Source organism: Halomonas sp. THAF12 (assembly GCF_009363675.1).
GTDB classification, from domain to species: domain Bacteria; phylum Pseudomonadota; class Gammaproteobacteria; order Pseudomonadales; family Halomonadaceae; genus Halomonas; species Halomonas smyrnensis.
On record NZ_CP045399.1, the window covers coordinates 1,580,960 to 1,600,585 of the forward strand.

General features: G+C 70.0%; 17 protein-coding genes. All 17 read left to right on the top strand.

Annotated features, from left to right (window positions below; translation table 11 throughout):
- Nucleotides 1–133: 133 nt before the first annotated feature.
- The 17 genes from asd (at nucleotide 134) to FIU88_RS07300 (ending at nucleotide 19,625) form a co-directional block, all read left to right on the top strand.
- Nucleotides 134–1,246 carry an aspartate-semialdehyde dehydrogenase gene (asd, locus tag FIU88_RS07220; RefSeq protein WP_152478708.1) on the top strand — a complete coding sequence of 371 codons (1,113 nt, stop codon included), beginning with the start codon at nucleotides 134–136 and terminating at the stop codon, nucleotides 1,244–1,246.
- Between the two features lie 287 nt (nucleotides 1,247–1,533).
- Nucleotides 1,534–4,122, top strand: a complete 2,589-nt coding sequence (locus FIU88_RS07225; RefSeq protein WP_152478709.1) for a FimV/HubP family polar landmark protein — start codon at nucleotides 1,534–1,536, stop codon at nucleotides 4,120–4,122.
- 7 nt (nucleotides 4,123–4,129) lie between these two features.
- A complete protein-coding gene (truA, locus tag FIU88_RS07230) occupies nucleotides 4,130–5,074 on the top strand; it encodes a tRNA pseudouridine(38-40) synthase TruA (RefSeq protein WP_152478710.1) in 945 nt (314 codons plus the stop codon).
- Nucleotides 5,067–5,708, top strand: coding sequence for a phosphoribosylanthranilate isomerase (locus FIU88_RS07235; RefSeq protein ID WP_152478711.1), 642 nt, complete (start codon nucleotides 5,067–5,069; stop codon nucleotides 5,706–5,708). The genes truA and FIU88_RS07235 overlap by 8 nt, the downstream gene beginning before the upstream one ends.
- A gap of 60 nt (nucleotides 5,709–5,768) precedes the next feature.
- Nucleotides 5,769–6,983 (top strand): tryptophan synthase subunit beta, encoded by a 1,215-nt coding sequence (gene trpB, locus FIU88_RS07240; RefSeq protein WP_152478712.1) that lies wholly within the window; start codon nucleotides 5,769–5,771, stop codon nucleotides 6,981–6,983.
- Between the two features lie 9 nt (nucleotides 6,984–6,992).
- Nucleotides 6,993–7,796, top strand: coding sequence for a tryptophan synthase subunit alpha (gene trpA / locus FIU88_RS07245; RefSeq protein WP_016854617.1), 804 nt, complete (start codon nucleotides 6,993–6,995; stop codon nucleotides 7,794–7,796).
- Between the two features lie 73 nt (nucleotides 7,797–7,869).
- The gene (accD, locus tag FIU88_RS07250; protein ID WP_152478713.1) at nucleotides 7,870–8,856 is read left to right on the top strand and encodes an acetyl-CoA carboxylase, carboxyltransferase subunit beta; all 987 of its coding nucleotides are present in this window, start codon (nucleotides 7,870–7,872) and stop codon (nucleotides 8,854–8,856) included.
- 7 nt (nucleotides 8,857–8,863) lie between these two features.
- Complete coding sequence (gene folC, locus FIU88_RS07255; protein WP_152478714.1) at nucleotides 8,864–10,210, top strand: bifunctional tetrahydrofolate synthase/dihydrofolate synthase; 1,347 nt, start codon at nucleotides 8,864–8,866, stop codon at nucleotides 10,208–10,210.
- The gene (locus FIU88_RS07260; RefSeq protein WP_152478715.1) at nucleotides 10,207–10,899 is read left to right on the top strand and encodes an SPOR domain-containing protein; all 693 of its coding nucleotides are present in this window, start codon (nucleotides 10,207–10,209) and stop codon (nucleotides 10,897–10,899) included. Before folC ends, FIU88_RS07260 begins: the two co-directional genes overlap by 4 nt.
- Before the next feature lie 4 nt (nucleotides 10,900–10,903).
- Nucleotides 10,904–11,476 carry a CvpA family protein gene (locus FIU88_RS07265; protein ID WP_152478716.1) on the top strand — a complete coding sequence of 191 codons (573 nt, stop codon included), beginning with the start codon at nucleotides 10,904–10,906 and terminating at the stop codon, nucleotides 11,474–11,476.
- 49 nt (nucleotides 11,477–11,525) lie between these two features.
- Nucleotides 11,526–13,046: an amidophosphoribosyltransferase gene (gene purF / locus FIU88_RS07270; RefSeq protein ID WP_152478717.1), complete on the top strand. Its 1,521-nt coding sequence runs from the start codon at nucleotides 11,526–11,528 to the stop codon at nucleotides 13,044–13,046.
- Between the two features lie 12 nt (nucleotides 13,047–13,058).
- Nucleotides 13,059–14,255 (top strand): O-succinylhomoserine sulfhydrylase, encoded by a 1,197-nt coding sequence (locus FIU88_RS07275; RefSeq protein WP_152478718.1) that lies wholly within the window; start codon nucleotides 13,059–13,061, stop codon nucleotides 14,253–14,255.
- A 138-nt stretch (nucleotides 14,256–14,393) separates the two neighbouring features.
- Nucleotides 14,394–14,972, top strand: coding sequence for a cytochrome b (locus FIU88_RS07280; RefSeq protein WP_152478719.1), 579 nt, complete (start codon nucleotides 14,394–14,396; stop codon nucleotides 14,970–14,972).
- Nucleotides 14,973–14,999: 27 nt separating this feature from the next.
- On the top strand, nucleotides 15,000–15,584 hold the full coding sequence (locus tag FIU88_RS07285; RefSeq protein WP_152478720.1) for a YceI family protein: 585 nt from the start codon (nucleotides 15,000–15,002) through the stop codon (nucleotides 15,582–15,584).
- 106 nt (nucleotides 15,585–15,690) lie between these two features.
- Nucleotides 15,691–16,278, top strand: coding sequence for a PAS domain S-box protein (locus FIU88_RS07290; RefSeq protein ID WP_152478721.1), 588 nt, complete (start codon nucleotides 15,691–15,693; stop codon nucleotides 16,276–16,278).
- A 227-nt stretch (nucleotides 16,279–16,505) separates the two neighbouring features.
- Nucleotides 16,506–18,218, top strand: a complete 1,713-nt coding sequence (locus tag FIU88_RS07295) for a bifunctional diguanylate cyclase/phosphodiesterase (RefSeq protein WP_152478722.1) — start codon at nucleotides 16,506–16,508, stop codon at nucleotides 18,216–18,218.
- A 120-nt stretch (nucleotides 18,219–18,338) separates the two neighbouring features.
- Nucleotides 18,339–19,625, top strand: a complete 1,287-nt coding sequence (locus tag FIU88_RS07300) for an MATE family efflux transporter (RefSeq protein WP_172977753.1) — start codon at nucleotides 18,339–18,341, stop codon at nucleotides 19,623–19,625.
- The last annotated feature ends 1 nt before the right edge of the window (nucleotide 19,626 follow it).

Below are 19,626 nucleotides of genomic sequence, written 5' to 3' on the forward strand. Positions count from 1 at the left end.
GAGGCGATGAAAGTGGCAGGAAGCGTGCGTTTTCCTGTCATTTCGTGTCGCGATCGCGACAACCGGGCGCTCGCTGTTAGGCCACGCTTTTTTCTGTAGACTAACGGGTTCAATTCTTTCTGGAGGACTTCACATGTTGAAAGTCGGTTTCGTCGGATGGCGGGGCATGGTGGGTTCCGTGCTCATGCAGCGGATGGTGGAAGATGGAGACTTCAACGGCATCGAGCCGATCTTCTTCACCACCTCCCAGGTCGGCCAGGCCGGCCCCGACGTCGGCGTTGAGGTGCCTCCGCTGAAGGACGCCTTCGACCTCGAGGCGCTCAAGGCGCTCGACGTGGTCATTACCTGCCAGGGCGGCGACTACACCAAGAAGGTCTACGAGGACCTGCGCAACGGCGGCTGGAAGGGCTACTGGATCGACGCCGCCAGCACCCTGCGCATGGCCGACGACGCCACCATCGTGCTGGACCCGGTCAACCGCAAGGTGATCGACGAGCAGCTGGCCCGCGGCGCCAGGACCTTCGTCGGCGGCAACTGCACCGTCAGCCTGATGCTGATGGGCCTGGGTGGCCTGTTCGAGGCCAACATGGTCGAGTGGATGACCTCCATGACCTACCAGGCGGCCTCCGGCTCCGGCGCCAAGCACATGCGCGAGCTGCTCAATCAGATGGGCGGCCTGCGCGACAGCGTGGCCGACGAGCTCGCCGATCCCTCCAGCGCCATCCTCGACATCGATCGCAAGGTCACCGCGGCCATGCGCTCCGGCGAGTTCCCGACCGATCACTTCGGCGCGCCGCTGGCCGGCAGCCTGCTGCCGTGGATCGACTCCAAGCTCGACAACGGCCAGAGCCGCGAGGAGTGGAAGGGCAACGTCGAGACCAACAAGATCCTCGGCCTGCAGGACAATCCGGTGCCGATCGACGGTCTCTGCGTGCGCATCGGCGCCATGCGCTCGCACAGCCAGGCGTTCACCATCAAGCTGCGCCAGGACGTGCCGCTCGACGAGATCGAGGAGCGCATCGCGACCCACAACGACTGGGTCAAGCTGATCCCCAACGACAAGGATGCCAGCATCGACGGGCTGACCCCGGCCGCCGCCACCGGCACCCTGAGCGTGCCGGTGGGCCGCCTGCGCAAGCTGGCCATGGGCGGCGAATACCTGTCCGCCTTCAGCGTCGGCGACCAGCTGCTGTGGGGCGCGGCCGAGCCGCTCAAGCGCATGCTCAAGATCCTGCGCGAGCAGTAAGGGGCATTCCGGTTTCCTGATCGCGCTTGCGACGGAATCGCGGATTTCCTTCCGCCTCATGTGGGCGGACCTGGCGGGGCGTCTCCTTCGGGAGGCGCCCCGCCTGTCGTTGGGGCGGGCTCGCCCTGGCGTAGATCAATGGGTTACGTTGAAAGAGCGAGATACGGGCGCGGGTGGCTGAGGGCCACCAACGAGCCGAAAGTGTTAGGCCAGTAGGACAGATATCGTATTGACTGCTCCAGGTCGGCGCCGTGCACCGCGCCCGACCGGGCGGCGTAAGGGGACCCATGAAACGCACGCTATCGCTCACCACACTGCTGCCGCTTTCCCTGGTCAGCCCGCTGGCACTGGCGCTGGGGCTCGGCAGCGCCGAGGTCGGCTCGACGCTCAACGCGCCGCTGCGCGCCACCATTCCGCTGACCGACACCGCCGGTCTGGAAGTCGGCCTGCTCAACGCCTCGCTGGCCGACGGCGACGCCTATCGTGACGCGGGACTGACCCGCACGCCGCTGGTGGCCAGCGTCGACCTGGCGGTCCGGCGTCGCCAGGGGCGGCTGGTGCTGGAGCTCTCCAGCGAGCGTGTCGTGCGCGAGCCCTGGGTCGATCTGCTGCTGCGCTTCGACTGGCCGGGCGGCCGCCAGCTGCGCGAGGTGACGCTGCTGTTCGACCCGCCCGACTATGCCGCCATGCCGCCGCTGGTCGAGGGCGGCGGGTCGGTGGGGCTGGCCACGACGACGTCCTCGACATCGCCGGCGGCGCCCGCGCGGGCCGTGTCCTCCGGCGGTGGCGGCGATCCGGCCCGGGTGCGCAGCGGCGATACCCTGTGGGCGGTGGCCGGCCGGCTGCGGCCCGACAGCGGCATCGGCATGAATCAGATGATGCTGGCGCTGGTTGAGGCCAATCCCGAGGTCTTCCCCAGCGGCAACATCAACGAGATGCGTGCCGGCTATACCCTGACCGTGCCCTCCCGAGAGGCCATCGCCGCGCGTTCGCCGGCAAGGTCGGCCGAGCTGGCGCAGGCCATGAGCAGTGCCTGGGCCAGTCGCGGTGGCGGGGCGCCGGCACCCGTGCTGCCGGGGCCCGCCGAGTCGGCCATGGCCGAGAGGGACACGTCCGGGCTCGAGACGCCTGGGGGCGAGATGCGCGGGGGCGAGAGGCGTGAGGCGAGCGCCGACGAGACCGTACCTCCCGAGTCGCCACGTGAGGCCTCGCGCGACGAGGCGCCACGCCTGACCCTGCTGACCGACGAGGAGGTCGCCGCCGGCCTGGACGATGGCGGCGTCGATGCCGGCGGTGCCGGGGACGCGGCGAGGGAAGGCAGCGGCGAGGTCGGCGGTGTGGTGACGGCGGCGCCCCCGGCGTCTCTCGACGCCGCCGAGCGGATCGCCCCCGAGGTGCTGGCGGCCATCACCGGCCGCGGCGGGCTGACCAACGACGAACGCCTGCTGCGCCTGGAACAGCGCTTCCAGGAGAGCCGCTCGGCCCTGGTCGAGGTGCGGGCCGAGCGCGACGCGCTGGAGGACGAGGTCGGCGGGCTGCGCGAGGAGCTGGATGCGCTGCGCGATCGGGTCGCCGCCCTGGCGGCCGGCGGTGCCGGCGTCGATGCGGCGGGGGCCGGCCGCGTGGTGCCGCCCGAGGGCGCCGGTGATGCGGGTTCGTCGCGTCCCTGGTGGGGCGCGCTCTACCGGGGAGCGGTCGAGCGGCCGCTGGTGCTGGGCGGTGCGGCGATCGCGCTGTTGCTGGCGCTGTGGGCGCTGGTGCGTCGGCGTCGCGAGGAAGCGGGCGCGCCGGCTCGCCCGGCGCCCGCCTTCGGCGAGAACCGGGTCATCCGCCCGCCGGGCGAGTCGGCCTCGCCGGCGGGCGGGAGTGACGCCGCGGGCCCGTCCGGGCGTTCGGTGCGCGCGGCCATGCCGGAGGCGGAGGCGATCAGCGAAGCCGATATCTTCATCGCCTACGGCCGCTACGACCAGGCCCGCGAGCTGCTGGAGGCGAGCGTCGCCCGGGATCCCGGGCGCGAGGACCTGCGCCTGAAACTGATGCGGGTGCAGCTGGAGCAGGGCGATCGCGCCGCCGCCGAGGCCCAGGCCGAGCGGCTGCGCCATGCCGACGACGCGGTGGTCCGCGGCGAGGTGGCCCGGCTGATGGGGCGCCCCGCCGAGGAGCCGGAGGACGCGCCGGCCCCCGCCGAGCGCGCGGTCTTCGGCGCGGCCGATGAGCGCCAGCCGCGTCACTTCGGCGAGGCCGGCGAGCCCGTCGAGCCCGTCGAGCCCGAACGGACGGGCCCGGCCTCGGGCTCGTCCGATCTGTCGCGCTATCGTCCTCCGGTCATCGAGCCCCGCTCCGATGCGGCATCGTCCGCCGATCCCGGCCGGCAGCCGCACGAGGCATCGGCCGAGTCGACGACCGGGACGGATCGGGCGAGTGGGCCCGGCGTCTCCCCTGAGGCGCCGGTCTCGCAGCCGGCACGAGCGCCTGAGCCGGAGATGCCCCGGGTGGCCACCCGGACGAAGGATGACGGCACTCGGGTCATCGATTATCGGCCGCCGTCGCTGGAGCCGGCCGCGCCCCGTGAGGAAACGCCGCGTCAGCCGGAGATCGCGTTCACGCCCGAAGAGGCTGTCGATCGTGACGACCGCGGTGAGCGTGATCCGGCGGGCTGGGACGTCGAGGAGGTGGCGTTCCCGCCGCTGCCCGGGGATAATGACGGCTCCGACGACGCGGCGCCTGCGACCGCCATCCTGGACGAGGCACGCCATCTGATCGAGGTCGGCGAGGTTCGCGAGGCGCGCGTCATGCTGGAGCGCTTCCTCGAGGCGTCCGATGACGCCGCCGCCCGGCAAGAGGCCCGCGACCTGCTCGACCGCCATCAGCCATGAAGAACGCATGACCTTCTTTCATCGTCTCGACGACAAGCAACCCCTCCGCGGCCGACTGGCCATGGCCGTGGAATACGACGGCACCGCCTACTGCGGCTGGCAGCGCCTCAAGCACAGCGCCTCGGTGCAGGCCTCCCTGGAAAAGGCGATGTCCCGCGTGGCCGCCGCGTCGGTCTCGGTGATGTGCAGCGGCCGCACCGACTCCGGCGTGCACGCCACCCGCCAGGTGATTCACTTCGACCCGCCTTCGCCGCGTTCGGAGAAGGCCTGGGTGTTCGGCACCAACGCCAACCTGCCCCGCGACATCGCGGTGCGCTGGGTCAAGCCGGTGGCCGACGACTTTCATGCCCGCTTCTCGGCGCTGGCGCGGCGCTATCGCTACGTGATCCTCAATCGCACCAGCCCGCCGGTGCTCGAGCGCCACAACGTGACCTGGTGTCGCGATCCGCTCGACGCCGAGGCGATGCATCGCGCCGCCCAGGCGCTGGTCGGCGAGAACGACTTCTCCACCTTCCGCGCCGCCGGCTGCCAGTCGACGACGCCCTGGCGCCACCTGCACTTCATCGAGGTCAATCGCTACGGCCCGCTGGTGGTCATCGACGTGCAGGGCAACGCCTTCCTGCATCACATGATCCGCAACATCGCAGGCGCCTTGATGTCGGTGGGGCGCGGCGCCCAGGACGAGGGCCACATCGCTCGGCTGCTGACCCTGCGTGATCGCACCCTGGGCGACGTCACCGCGCCGGCCCACGGCCTGCACTTCGTCGACTGCCTCTTCGACGAGAGCTGGGGGCTGCCCGCCGAGCCGCTGGGCCCCAACCTGCTGGCCTTCCTCGGCGAGTGGAGCGGCGAGAGGGCGGTGCCCGACTCGCCCATGGCCGCCTACCGGCGCGATCGCTCCCGGGCGGCCAACGCCGCGGCGGCGCTGGCGGAGGAGGGCGGCGATGCTTGAGCATGGCGCGGCCCTGGGTCGCACCCGGGTCAAGTTCTGCGGCCTGACCCGTCCCGAGGACGTCGATGCCGCGGTGGCTGCCGGCGCCGATGCCCTGGGCTTCGTGCTGTGGCCCGGCAGCAAGCGGGCGGTGGATCTCGAGCGCCTGGCCGCGCTGGCCGCCCGGGTGCCGGCCTTCGTCACCCGGGTCGGGCTGTTCGTCGATCCCGACGCGGCGCTGGTGGCCCAGGCCGCCGAGCATCTGGACCTGCTGCAGTTCCACGGCGAGGAGACGCCGGCGTTCTGCGCGGCCGCCCCCCGGCCCTGGATCAAGGCGCTGCGCATGCGCGATGGGCTGGATCTCCACGCCGCCGCCTGCGACTACGCCGGTGCCCGGGCGCTGCTGCTCGACGCCTACCGCCCCGGCGTGCCCGGCGGCACCGGCGAGACCTTCGACTGGTCGCGCATCCCCGCGCGCCTGGCGAAACCTGTTATTCTCGCCGGAGGCCTGACGCCGGCCAACGTGGCCGAGGCCATCGCCGCGGTGCGCCCCCTGGCGGTGGATGTGTCGGGCGGCATCGAGACCGCGTCCGGCATCAAGGGTGGCGCGGCAATGGCCGACTTTCTCCGCGCGGTCCGATGCGCCGATGCCTGACCCTCGCTGTCGAAGCGGCGTCCCGTCCATTCCCTACTGGCGACCCTGTGAGGTGTCCTTGTGAGCAAGTTCAGCGACCTGACCCGGCTGCCGGATGCCCGCGGCCACTTCGGCCCCTACGGCGGCCGATTCGTCTCGGAGACCCTGAGCTTCGCCCTGGAGGATCTGGAGAAGACCTACGTGCAGCTGCGCGACGATCCGGAGTTCCAGGCCGAATTCGACCATGACCTGTCCCACTACGTCGGTCGGCCATCGCCCCTCTATCACGCCGAGCGATGGTCGCAGCGCCTCGGCGGCGCCCAGATCTGGCTCAAGCGCGAGGACCTGAATCACACCGGCGCCCACAAGGTGAACAACACCATCGGCCAGGCGCTGCTGGCGAAGAAGAGCGGCAAGCCGCGGGTGATCGCCGAGACCGGCGCCGGTCAGCACGGCGTGGCCACCGCCACCGTGGCGGCGCGTCTGGGCCTCGAGTGCGAGGTCTACATGGGCGCCGAGGACGTCGAGCGCCAGAAGCTCAACGTCTACCGCATGCGCCTGCTCGGGGCCAAGGTGATTCCGGTGGAGTCCGGCACCCGCACCCTCAAGGACGCCATGAACGAGGCGCTGCGCGACTGGGTGACCAACGTCGACAACACCTTCTACATCATCGGCACCGTGGCCGGGCCGCATCCCTACCCGATGCTGGTGCGCGACTTCAACGCCGTGGTCGGCCGCGAGGCCCGCCGCCAGTCGGTGGAGGAGTTCGGGCGCCTGCCCGATGCGCTGATCGCCTGCGTTGGCGGCGGCTCCAACGCCATGGGGCTGTTCTATCCCTTCGTTGAGGACGACGGGGTCGCCATGTACGGCGTCGAGGCCGGCGGCGATGGCGTGGCCACCGGCCGTCATGCCGCGCCGCTGGCCTCCGGTGCGCCGCGCGGCGTGCTGCACGGCAATCGCACCTATCTGATGTCCGACGAGGGCGGTCAGGTCAGCGACACCCATTCGATCTCCGCCGGGCTCGACTATCCGGGCGTGGGGCCCGAGCATGCGCTGTGGAAGGACGTGGGCCGGGTCAACTACGTGGCGGCGGACGACGACGCCGTGCTCGAGGCCTTCCGCGAGCTGACCCACGTCGAGGGCATCATGCCGGCGCTGGAGTCGGCCCATGCGCTGGCCCATGCCAGGGTGCTGGCGCCGCAGATGCGCCCCGACCAGCATATCGTGGTCAACCTCTCCGGACGCGGCGACAAGGATATCCTGACGGTCGCCAAGCTCGACGGCATCGAACTCTAGGGGACACCGATGAATCGTATCGACCAACGCTTCGCCGCGCTCAAGGCGCAGGGCCGCCGTGCGCTGATTCCCTACATCACCGCCGGCGACCCCGCCCCCGAGCACACCGTGGGCTTCATGCACGCCCTCGTGCGGGCCGGCGCCGACGTCATCGAGCTGGGCGTGCCGTTCTCCGACCCCATGGCCGATGGCCCGGTGATCCAGAAGGCCTGCGAGCGGGCCCTGGTGCACGGCGTGCGCCTGACCGACCTGATCGAGATGGTGCGCGAGTTCCGTCGCGACGACGCCGAGACCCCGGTGGTGCTGATGGGCTATCTCAACCCGGTCGAGCGGATGGGCCTCGAGGCCTTCGCCGACGCCGCGCGGGACGCCGGCATCGACGGCGTGCTGCTGGTCGACATGCCGCCGGAGGAGGCCGATCTGATGGGGCCGGCGCTCAAGGCGCGCGGCCTGGCCTCGATCTTCCTGGTCGCCCCTACCACTTCCCGGGCCCGGGCCGCTACAATATGCGCCCATGGCGAAGGCTATCTCTACTATGTCTCGCTCAAGGGCGTCACGGGCGGTGCCAGCGTCGATGCCGCCGACGTCGCCGAGCACCTGGCGCCGCTGCGCGAAATGACCGAGCTGCCGCTGTGCGTCGGCTTCGGCATCCGCGACGGGGCTTCGGCCGCCGAGGTCGGCCGCGTGGCCGACGGCGTGATCGTCGGCAGTGCGCTGGTCTCGCGCATCGCCGAGCATGCCGAGCGGCCCGAGGCGATTCCCGCCGAGCTGGAAGCCGTGCTGGGCGAGATGCGCCAGGCCCTGGACGCCTGACAGACCCCGAACACCGATTCGTCAGTCGCCCCCTCAAGATGGGGCGACCGCAAAAAATGGAAGCGTTTCTGACATGAGCTGGCTAGACAAGATCGTGCCCTCGGTGGGCCGCATTCAGCGCAAGGACCGCCGCTCGACCGTACCGGATGGTCTGTGGCGCAAGTGTCCCAAGTGCGATGGGGTGCTGTACCTGCCTGAACTCGAAAAGCATCACCACGTCTGTCCCAAGTGCGAGCATCACCTGCGTCTCACGGCACGCAAGCGTCTCGACTGGTTCCTCGACAAGGAGGGCCGCGAGGAGCTGTCCGCCGAGCTCGAGCCGGTCGACCGCCTCAAGTTCCGTGATTCCAAGAAGTACAAGGACCGCCTGACCGCGGCCCAGAAGGCCACCGGCGAGAAGGACGCCCTGATCGCCATGCGCGGCCAGCTGGACGGCCTGCCGGTGGTGGCGGTGGCCTTCGAGTTCACCTTCATGGGCGGCTCCATGGGCGCCGTGGTGGGCGAGAAGTTCGTGCGCGCCGCCGAGCAGGCCCTGGAAGACGGCGTGCCGCTGGTGTGCTTCGGCGCCTCGGGCGGTGCGCGCATGCAGGAGGCGCTGTTCTCGCTGATGCAGATGGCCAAGACCTCCGCCGCGCTGGAGAAGCTCAAGCAGGCCGGCGTGCCCTACATCTCGGTGCTGACCGACCCGGTCTTCGGCGGCGTTTCCGCGTCGCTGGCGATGCTCGGTGACCTCAACGTCGCCGAGCCCAACGCCCTGATCGGCTTCGCCGGCCCGCGGGTCATCGAGCAGACCGTGCGCGAGAAGCTGCCGGAAGGCTTCCAGCGCAGCGAGTTCCTGCTCGAGCACGGCACCGTGGACATGATCATTCACCGCCACGAGATGCGTGAGCGCCTCGGCGGCGTGCTGCGCAAGCTGACCCACCAGCCGACCAACGGCCCGGCCGACGCGCCCGAGGCCGCCGAGCCGGATCTGGTCGACGCCGCTCAGCAGGCCGAGGACGTCCCGCTCGAGCCGGCGGCGGACGACGGCGCCGAACCGCGTCAGGACGCCGAGCGTTGATCGCCACATGAACGACGCTCGTTCCGCTTCCCTCGAGGACTGGCTGGCGCGGCTGGAGGCGGCGCACCCGGTGAGCATCGACCTCGGCCTCGAGCGAGTGGCCGAGGTCGCCCGGCGCATGGGGCTGCTCGATGGGCCCATCGCCGGGCGCGTGATCACCGTGGCCGGCACCAACGGCAAGGGCTCCACCGTGGCCATGCTGGAGTCGCTGGCCCGGGCACACGGCATCGGCACGGCCACCTACACCTCGCCCCATCTGCTGCGCTACAACGAGCGCCTGCGCCTCGACGGCGTTGAGGCCGGCGATGCCGAGCTGGTGGCGGGCTTCGAGGCCGTCGAGGCCGCGCGTCTCGACGGCGAGCCGATCAGCCTGACCTACTTCGAGGCCGGTACCCTGGGCGCGCTGCACGCCATCCGCGGGCGTGCGCCCGAGCTCGCCATCCTCGAGGTCGGCCTCGGCGGCCGCCTGGATGCGGTCAACGTGCTCGACGCCGACGTGGCGGTGGTGACCACCATCGCTCGCGACCATGCCGCCTATCTGGGTGACGACCTCGAGGTCATCGGCCGCGAGAAGGCCGGTATCTTGCGCGCGGGCCGCCCCGCGGTGCTGGGCAGCCAGGCACTTCCGCAAAGCGTGGCCGCCACCGCCGAGGCGCTGGGCGCCGAGGTGCATGCCCTGGGCACGGCATTCACGCGTGCCGCATGCCGGCGCGAGACCCTCGGCCGAGAAGCGGGCGAGGGCGGCTGGACCTGGCAGGGGCATGATGCCGCGGGCGCCGAGGCGCGCCTCGAGGCGCTGCCCGATCCGGGCCTGCCGCTGGACAACGCCGCCACCGCGCTGCAGGCCTTCGCGCTGGGCGGCTGGGCGTTGCAGCCCGAGGCCTGCCGGCGAGCCCTGGCCGGCGTCGAGCTGCCCGGGCGCATGCAGTGGCGCGGCCAGTGGTGCCTGGACGTCGGTCACAATCCCCATGCCGCGACCTACCTGGCCGAACGCCTGGCCGAGCGGCCCTGCGAGGGGCGCACCGTCGCCCTGCTGGGCATGCTCGCCGACAAGGACGCCGAGGGCGTGATCGGCGCCCTGGCGCCGGCGATCGACGCCTGGCTGCCGGTGAGCCTGGCGGGCGATCGGGCGCGCAGCGCCCAGGCGCTGGCCGAGACCCTCGAGGCGCTCGGCCAGCCGGTGTGGCACCGGGCCGACTCCCCGGCGGCCGGCATGGCCTGGCTGAGCGAGCGGCTGAGCCCGGCGGACCGGGTCCTGGTCTGTGGCTCCTTCTTCACCGTGGCCGATGTACTGGCGGCCTGGGCCGAGCCGGCGCAGGCTGCCGCGGAGGCCGGCAGCGAGGGAACGAGATGAAGTACGGATGGCGAGAGCGGATCAGCGGTGCGCTGATCCTGTTGGCCCTGGCGGTGATCTTCCTGCCGCTGCTGTTCGATGATCCGGCGCCGCGGGAAGATCGCCCGCAGCCGACCATGAGCATCGAGCAGCCGATCGAGGTGCCGCACCGCGAGCCCGAGGCACCCGAGCCTCCGGACGAGCTGGCGTCCAGCGACCCGGTGTCGGGCGCCGATGACGTCGTCTCGGTCGAGGCGGGGCAGGCGCCGGCCGATGCCTCGTCCTCCGACGGCGACGACGCGTCGACCGATCAGGACAGGGCGCAGGAGCGCCCGACCGAGGTCGAGGCGACGGCCGGTTCCGGTGATCCCGCGGCATCGTCCGAGGCCGATGCGCCCGCCTCGGACCCCATCGCCGATCTGGCCCGCGCCGCCGACGAGCGCATGGCGGCCGCCGACGCGCCGACCCGCGAGGCGGTCTCCGGCGGCGAGTGGGCGGTGCAGGTGGGCAGCTTCGGCGAGCCGGCCAACGCCGAGCGCCTCGAGGCCCGCCTCGAGGATCAGGGTTATCCCGCCTATCGGCGTCCGCGCAACAACGATCTGACCACCGTATACGTCGGGCCCTATGCCAGCAGCGAGGTCGCCGAGCAGGCGATGACCGAGCTCAAGGCCGACCTCAATCTTCAGGGCCTGCTGGTGGAGACGGAATAAGGTCATGACCCTGACCTGGCTGGATTGGCTGTTCGTGGCGGTGCTCGCCGTCACCGGTATCGCCGGGCTGGTGCGCGGCCTGGTCCGCGAGGCCCTGGGCCTGGCGGCCTGGGTGGTGGCGCTGCTGGGGGCGCGCTGGCTCGCCGCGCCCCTGGCCGCTCAGCTCGATGGCCTGATCGACAGCCCCGACGGGCGTCTGATCCTGGCCTTCGTGCTGGTGGTGCTGGGCGTGATCCTGGCCTGTGGGGTGATCATCCGCCTGATTCAGGCCGCCGTGGAGTGGGTCGGCATGGGCCTGCTCAACCGCGTGGCCGGTGCCGCCTTTGGCCTGGCCAAGGGCGGCGCCATCCTGGTGGTGGCGACCCTGCTGATCGGCCTGACCCCCTTGCAACAACTCGAGGCCTGGCAGCAGGCCAGCCTGCGGCCTCCCTTCCAGCAGCTGAAGGACTGGGCGATCGGCCGCCTGGCCGCCTGGGAAGGGCGGCTGCCGGTATCCCCCGAATCCCTCGGCGATCCCGCCTCGCTGATGCCATCGCAGGCACCGGACGAGCGGATCGCTACCCCCCGACATGATTGATCGAGGCGGCCGCAGTGCCGCCCAACCAAGGCAAGCGAGGTAAGGTGTAATGTGCGGTATCGTGGGCCTGATGGCCAAGCAGGCGGTGAACCAGGGGATCTACGATGCCCTGACGGTGCTCCAGCACCGAGGCCAGGATGCCGCCGGCATGATGACCTGGAACGACGGTCGCTTCCTGCTGCGCAAGAGCAACGGTCTGGTGCGCGACGTCTTCCACACCCGCCACATGGCGCGTCTCCAGGGTAACCTGGGCATCGGCCACGTGCGCTATCCCACGGCCGGCTCCTCCAGCGAGGCGGAATCCCAGCCGTTCTACGTCAACTCGCCGTACGGCATCTCGCTGGCCCACAACGGCAACCTGACCAACGCCGACCAGCTCAAGCAGGAGCTGTTCTCCTCCGACCTGCGCCACATCAACACCAGCTCCGACTCCGAGGTGCTGCTCAACGTCTTCGCCCACGAGCTGGGCAAGCAGGGGCCGCACCTGGCGCCGGGCGACATCTTCGACGCCGTGCGTCGCGTGCATCGTCGCTGCCTGGGCGGCTACGCCGCGGTGGCGATCATCAACGGCGTGGGCATGGTGGCCTTCCGCGACCCGCACGGCATCCGTCCGGTGGTGTTCGGCAGCCGCGACGAGGGCGAGGGCCAGGAAGTGATGATCGCCTCCGAGTCGGTGGCGCTGGACGTGGGAGGCTTCAAGCTGCATCGCGACCTGGCCCCGGGCGAGGCGATCTTCGTCAGCATGGACGGCGAGATCCATACCCAGCAGTGCGCCGACTCACCGCGTCTGACCCCCTGCATCTTCGAGCACGTCTATCTGGCGCGCCCGGATACCCTGCTCGACGGCGCCTATGTCTACGGCACCCGCATGGCGATGGGGCGCAAACTCGCCGATCGCATCAAGCACGAGTGGCCGGAGCACGACATCGACGTGGTGATCCCGATTCCCGACACCTCGCGGACCTCGGCCCTGGAGCTGGCTCAGCACCTGGGCGTGACCTACCGCGAAGGCTTCATGAAGAACCGCTACATCGGGCGGACCTTCATCATGCCGGGGCAGACCCAGCGCAAGAAGTCGGTGCGCCAGAAGCTCAATGCCATCGACATCGAGTTCGAGGGCAAGAACGTGCTGCTGGTCGACGACTCCATCGTGCGCGGGACCACCTGCAACCAGATCATCCAGATGGCCCGGGAAGCCGGCGCGAAGAACGTGTATTTCGCCTCCGCGGCGCCGCCCGTGCGCTATCCCAACGTCTACGGCATCGACATGCCGGCGGCCAGCGAGCTGATCGCTCACGGCCGCACCGAGGACGAGGTAGGCGAGCTGATCGGCGCCGACCGCATGATCTACCAGGATCTCGAGGACCTGAAGACGGCCTGTCGCGAGATCAACCCGGCGCTGGACGAGTTCGACTGCTCGGTGTTCGATGGTCGCTATACCACCGGCGACATCGATGACGCCTATCTGGCCGCCCTGGAAGCCAGCCGCAACGACGACGCCAAGTCCGAGCAGAGCGCCGGCGACCACGCGCTGGTGGGCATGCACAATCAGGAAGACGACACCGACTGACAGGAAGGCGCCATGCACGACGACACCATTCCCGAGCAGGACTGGGGGCTCGATACCCTGGCGATCCGCTCCGGGCACCACCGTACCGCCGAGCAGGAGCACGGCGAGCCGATCTTTCCGACCTCGAGCTTCGTCTACGGCAGCGCCGCCGAGGCGGCGCGCAAGTTCGGCGGCCAGGAGCCGGGCAACGTCTACTCGCGGTTCACCAACCCGTCGGTGCAGACCTTCGAGCGCCGCCTCGCCGCCCTGGAGGGCGGCGAGCGCTGCGTGGCGACCAGCTCCGGCATGTCGGCGATCCTGTCCACGGCGCTGGCGCTGCTGCAGGCCGGCGACGAGATCGTCGCCTCGCGCTCGCTGTTCGGCTCCACGGTCAGCCTGTTCGACAAGTACCTGGGCAAGTTCGGCATCACCACCCGCTACGTCGAGCTCTCCGACCTGGCGGCCTGGGAGGCGGCGATCACGCCGGCGACCAGGCTGCTGTTCGCCGAGACGCCGTCCAATCCGCTGTCCGAGGTGGGCGACATCCCGGCACTGGCCGAGATCGCCCATCGCCACGGCGCCTGGCTGGCGATCGACAACTGCTTCCTGACCCCGGCGCTGCAGACCCCTATCGCGCTGGGGGCGGATCTGGTGATCCACTCCGCCACCAAGTACCTGGACGGCCAGGGGCGTGCCGTTGGCGGCGCGGTGGTCGGCCCCGACGCGCTGCTGCAGGAAGTCTTCGGCGTGGTGCGTACCTGCGGGCCCTGCATGAGCCCGTTCAACGCCTGGATCTTCACCAAGGGCCTGGAGACCCTGGGGCTGCGCATGAAGGCCCACTGCGCCAACGCGCTCGAGCTGGCCGAGTGGCTCGAGGCCCATCCGGCGGTGGAGCGGGTGTATTACAGCGGGCTGGCCGGTCATCCGCAGCATGAGCTGGCCGCGCGTCAGCAGAAGGCGTTCGGCGCGGTGCTCGGCGTCGAGGTCAAGGGCGGTCGAGAAGGCGCCTGGTCGGTGATCGATGCCACCGAGATGCTGTCGATCACCGGCAACCTGGGCGACGTCAAGACCACCATCACCCATCCCGGCACCACCACCCACGGTCGCCTCTCCGACGACCAGAAGGCCGCCGCCGGCATTCGCGAGGGCCTGATCCGCATTGCGGTGGGTCTCGAGGACATCGCCGACATCCAGGCCGACCTGGCCCGCGGCCTCGACACCCTGGTCTAGGCCGACGCCAAGGCGTTCGCATGCCGTTCAAACGGGCGGCATGCGGGATTTCCGAACGAAGCATTCATCTTTTTTCAGCGGATTCCCCCGTCGCGCTCGGGTAGTCTGGTGCCTTGTGAACCGCGTTCGGGACCGCTCATGTGGCGTAATACCTCTTCTGGCTGGGGACTGACCAGCATCCTGCTGCACTGGCTGAGTGCGCTGGCCTTCGTCGGGCTGTTCGTGCTGGGCTGGTGGATGACCGGTCTCGGTTACTACGACGACTGGTACCACCTGGCGCCCTGGTGGCATCGTTCCTTGGGCGTGCTGGTCTTCGCCGTGACCCTGGGCCGGCTGGCGTGGCGGGCGCTGCAGCCGACGCCGGCGCTGCCTGGTTCGCGCCTCGAGCGCCTGGCCGCTCACCTCGGCCATGCCGCGCTCTACGCGCTGATGCTGCTGGTGCTGGTCAGCGGCTATCTGATCTCTACCGCGGAGGGGGCCGGCATCGACGTCTTCGGCCTCTTCGAGGTGCCGGCGCTGGTCAGCGGGCTGCCCCGTCAGGCCAGCGTCGCCGGCAGCGTCCACTGGTATGCGGCGCTAGCGCTGATGCTGCTCGCCGGCGGCCATGGCCTCGCCGCGTTCAAGCATCACTGGGTGGATCGAAACGACACCCTGCTGCGCATGCTCTCGCCCCGTTACACCCGGGCTCGCCGCCGCGGCGGGCCCGCTTCCCACTGACCCATCGAGTCACGCAAGGAGTTAGCGATGTACAAGAAAACCGCACTGACCGCCGCCCTGGCCGCCGCGTCCCTGGTGCCGCTCGCCCAGGCACAGGCCGCCGACTACGCCATCGACACCGACGGCCAGCACGCCTTCGTGCAGTTCAAGATCAGCCACCTGGGCTTTTCCTACATCCTGGGCAGCTTCGAGGAGTTCGACGGCGGCTTCAGCTACGACCCCGAGAATCCGGAGGCGTCTTCTGCCCATCTGGACGTGGAAGTCGATAGCCTGACCACCAATCATGCCGAGCGCGACAAGCACATCCTGAGTGACGATTTCCTCGACGTGGCCGAGTACCCGACCGCGAGCTTCGCCTCCACCGGCTTCGAGCCCACCGGAGACGAAGAGGGGGTGCTGACCGGCGACCTGACCCTGCACGGCGAGACGCAGACCATCGAGATGCCGGTCACCCTGCTGGGCGAGGGCGACGATCCCTGGGGCAACTATCGTGCGGGCTTCGAGGGCTCCACCACCCTGACACTCTCCGACTATGGCATCGACATGTCGCAGTTCCCGGAGTCGATGCACGAGCTCGAGCTGTACGTGACCTTCGAGGGCATTCGCCAGTAAACTTCCGGCGGCGCCTGTGCGACACATCCCGGCCCATGGCCGGGATGTGTCGTTTTGGGCTGTAATCGGCAGGATCCGGAACCCGGAGGCATGGGGAATTGGCAGGATGAAAAAGGCGCGTGGTCATCATCGCCAGTGGCGGGCTCGCGCAATCTTGGGGCTGGGCCTTCTGTCCTGGCTGTTGGCCGCGCTGGTGTTGTGGCACGGCCAGTGGTGGGCGGGGGCGGCCCTGATCGTGGTCACCGGCTGTTGTATCGTCTCCGCGGCGTGCGCGCTGCCGGGTGGCCGCCGCCCCGCGGTCGACGAGCTGACCCGACGCCAGGCCCGGTGTGGCGACGATCGCTTCCGCGCCTTGCTGGAAGGGCTCACCGGTGCCGCCGTCCAGGGCTACGACCGGCATCGACGGGTGGTATTCTGGAACGAGGCCAGCACGCGACTCTACGGGTACCGGTACGAGGAGGCCTGGGGGCACAAGCTCGAGGAGCTGATCATCCCCTTGCCCATGAGGGAGGCGGTCATCCGTCGTCACCAGGCCTGGGTGGATCATGGCATTCCCATCCCCGCGGAGCGGTTGCGGCTCCAGGATCGAAGCGGCCAGCCCGTCGATGTCTACTCCTATCATGTCATGTTCGACAGCGATACCGATTCGCCGGTGATGTTCTGCGTGGACGTGGGGCTCGATGTGCCGCGATGATCACTGAGCCTCGGCGGGGAGATCCCGGGCGTGGAAAGCGTCTATGCTGAGGGTGGCCGTCTGATACTTTTGAATGACAAATGTTCCTTCTTCGTCAGGCGGTCGGGTCCCAACGACGCGGAGTTTCCATGGGCGGACGGCACGTCAAGCGCATTCGTGATCGATGGCTCCGGTGGTGCAGCACGGTCGGGGCATGGCCTGCCTCAGGGAAACATGATCGCGAGGACGTGAGGGCGATCCAGCGCCTTCACCAGGATAGCGAGCAGCGATTTCGCGTCTTGCTGGAGAACCTGCCGCGCGTGGCAGTGCAGGGCTACGACCGGCAGCGTCGGGTCATCTACTGGAACGATGCCAGTGCTCGGCTCTACGGCTATCCGGCCGAGGAGGCCATGGGGCGCCTGCTCGAGGATCTGATCATTCCCGATCCCATGCGTCAGCCGGTCGTCGAGGCCCACCGGGCGTGGGTCGAGCAGGGCCAGGCAATTCCCGCCGATGAGCTCGAGCTGCGCCACCGCAGCGGCGAGCCGGTACCGGTGTTCTCCCACCACGTGATGCTCGGCGAGCATACCGACAACCCGCTGATGTTCTGTGTCGATATCGATCTGTCCGACCAGAAGCGGGCTCATCGCGATCTGGCCTTCGCCACCCGCTTCGATCAGTTGACGCACCTGCCCAATCGCCAGGCCTTCGAGGCCGACCTGGACGAACGGCTCGACCGCTGCCGGCGCCAGGGACGGTCGCTGACCGTGCTCTACCTGGATATCGACCACTTCGCCGAGATCAATGACGCCCTCGGCTATGCCCAGGGCGACCAGATCCTGATCGAGCTGACCCGCCGCCTGCGCCATCGCCAGCGGTCCGGGGACCTGATGTCGCGGGTCTCCGGCGACGAGTTCGTGATGGCCTTTCCCGGCGTGGGGGATGCCGAGGCGCGGCGCACGGTGGTCGAGAACGTTCGCTCGGTGTTCGACCGGCCCTTCGAGGTGGATGGCATCGCGCGCCCGGTCACCGCCAGCCTCGGGCTCAGCGTCTTCCCCGATCACGGTCGGGTGGCCCGGGAGCTGATCCGCAACGCCGACGTGGCCAAGAACCGCGCCAAGCTGGACGGGCAGGGGGCCCTGCAGGGCTTCCAGCAGCATTACCACGACGAGCTGGTGCGTCAGCATCGGCTCGCCGAGCGGCTGGAACACGCCATCGCCAATCGCGAGCTCAGCCTGCACTATCAGCCCCAGGTGTCGGCGGTGAGCGGCCGGATCGAGAACCTCGAGGCGCTGCTGCGCTGGGAGCCGACCGACGGCGAAGCGGTCTCGCCCGCCGAGTTCATTCCCCTGGCCGAGCGCTCGGGGCTGATCGAGCGGCTCGGCGACTGGGTGATCGAGGAGGCCTGTCGCCAGCAGGCGGCCTGGCGTGCGGCGGGGGTCGAGGCGCTGGGCATCGACATCAACCTGTCGGGGCGCCAGGTGCGCGCGCCGCAGACGCTCGAACGCCTGGAGGCCTGCGTGGCGCGCCACGGACTCGAGCCGCAGGACATCGGCATCGAGCTGACCGAGAACGTGCTGATCGAGGCCAACGAGGGCGTGCTGACGCGCCTGCGTCGCCTCTATCGCCGCGGGGTGCGCATCGCCATCGACGACTTCGGCACCGGCTATTCGTCGCTCAGCTACCTCAAGCTGTTTCCGCTCACCACGCTCAAGATCGACCGCTCCTTCGTGCGCGATGCGCCCCAGCAGCCGGAGGACCGCGCCATCATGGAGGCCGCGGTCTTCATCGGTCATCGGCTGGGGCTGGAGGTGGTGGCCGAGGGCGTCGAGACCGCCGAGCAGCTGGCCCTGGTGCGCGAGATACGCTGCGATCTGGTGCAGGGCTACTATTACCATCGACCGCTGCCGGCGGCCGAGGTGCAGCGGCTGCTGCTCGCCCAGCTCGAGCACGCCCCCTGAGACGGGCCGCGACTTCGCGTAGAATGGGCCGCCCTCGACGATTCTCGCGGAGTCTTTGTGTTGCGAAACGACGCTACCCCTTCCTCGCTGGGTGTGACGCTGTGGCGTCAGACCTGGCCCATGGCCATCGGCGTGCTGTCCCTGCTGGGCTTCCAGCTGATCGACAGCGCCTTCGTCGCCCGGCTGGGCACGGCGCCGCTGGCCGCCCAGTCCTTCACCCTGCCGCTGTCCTTCCTGATCATCGGCGTCCAGGTGGGCATGGGGATCGCCATCGCCGCGCTGATCTCCCGGGCCCTGGGGGCGGGGGAGGCGTCGCGAGCCCGCCGCCTGAGCAGCCTGGTGCTGCTGGTGGGGGCGCTGGTCATCGCGCTGCTGGCCGTGGGGCTGTGGCTGGCCCAGGTGCCGATCTTCCGGCGTCTGGGCGCCGCCCCCGATTCGCTGGCGTTGATCCGCGCCTACTGGGGCCCCCAGCTGCTGTCCGCCTGGGTGGGGGCGGTGCTCTATTTCGGCTACAGCCTGTTCCGGGCCCACGGCAACACGCGTTTGCCCGGTTCGCTGATGGTGATCACCAGCCTGGCTAACCTGGCGCTCGATCCGCTGCTGATCTTCGGCGTCGGCGACTGGCAGGGGCTGGGGCTGCCGGGGGCGGCCTGGGCCACGGTGCTGGCCATGCTGGTGGGGCTCGGCGTGATGGGCATGCGTCTGGCCGGCACCGACTGGCTGGCCACCCGCGGGCTGTGGGAGGAGGCCGGTCGGTCGCTGCGGCCCTTCCTCGGCATCGCCGGGCCGGCCATGATCAGCCAGCTGATGCCGCCGCTGGCCGCCATGCTGGCGATCTCGGTGGTGGCTCGGCTCGGCGAGTCCCAGGTGGCGGCCTGGGGCCTGGCCAGCCGCCTGGAGACCCTGTCGCTGATGGCCGTGCTGGCGATGACCATGTCGCTGCCGCCCTGGCTGGGGCGCTGCTACGGCGCTGGCGACTGGCCGCAGGTGAATCGCCTGATGCGTCTGGCATTGAAGGTGGCCGTGCTCTGGCAGCTGGGGCTGGGGCTGGGGCTGGCGCTGGCCGCGCCCTGGGTGTCCGCGGCCCTGGCCGGCTCCGCCGAGGTGAGCGATGACCTGACCATACTGCTGCACTGGCTGCCGCCGAGCTATGCCGCGCTAGGGGTCTGCATGCTGGTGGTCTCCGCCGGCAATGCGCTGGGCTGGCCGCTGCGGGCGATGATGATGTCCGCCGCCCGGCTGTTCGCCTTCTACCTGCCTTGCCTGGGGCTGGGGGCCTGGCTGGGCGACCTGCCGGGCCTGGCACTGGGGGCGGCGCTGGGCAATCTGCTGGCCGGCCTGGCGGCCTGGGGGCTGTTGCGGCGTACCCTCGCCAGCCCGCGGCGCCAGCCAGTCGGAAGTGGGTAGT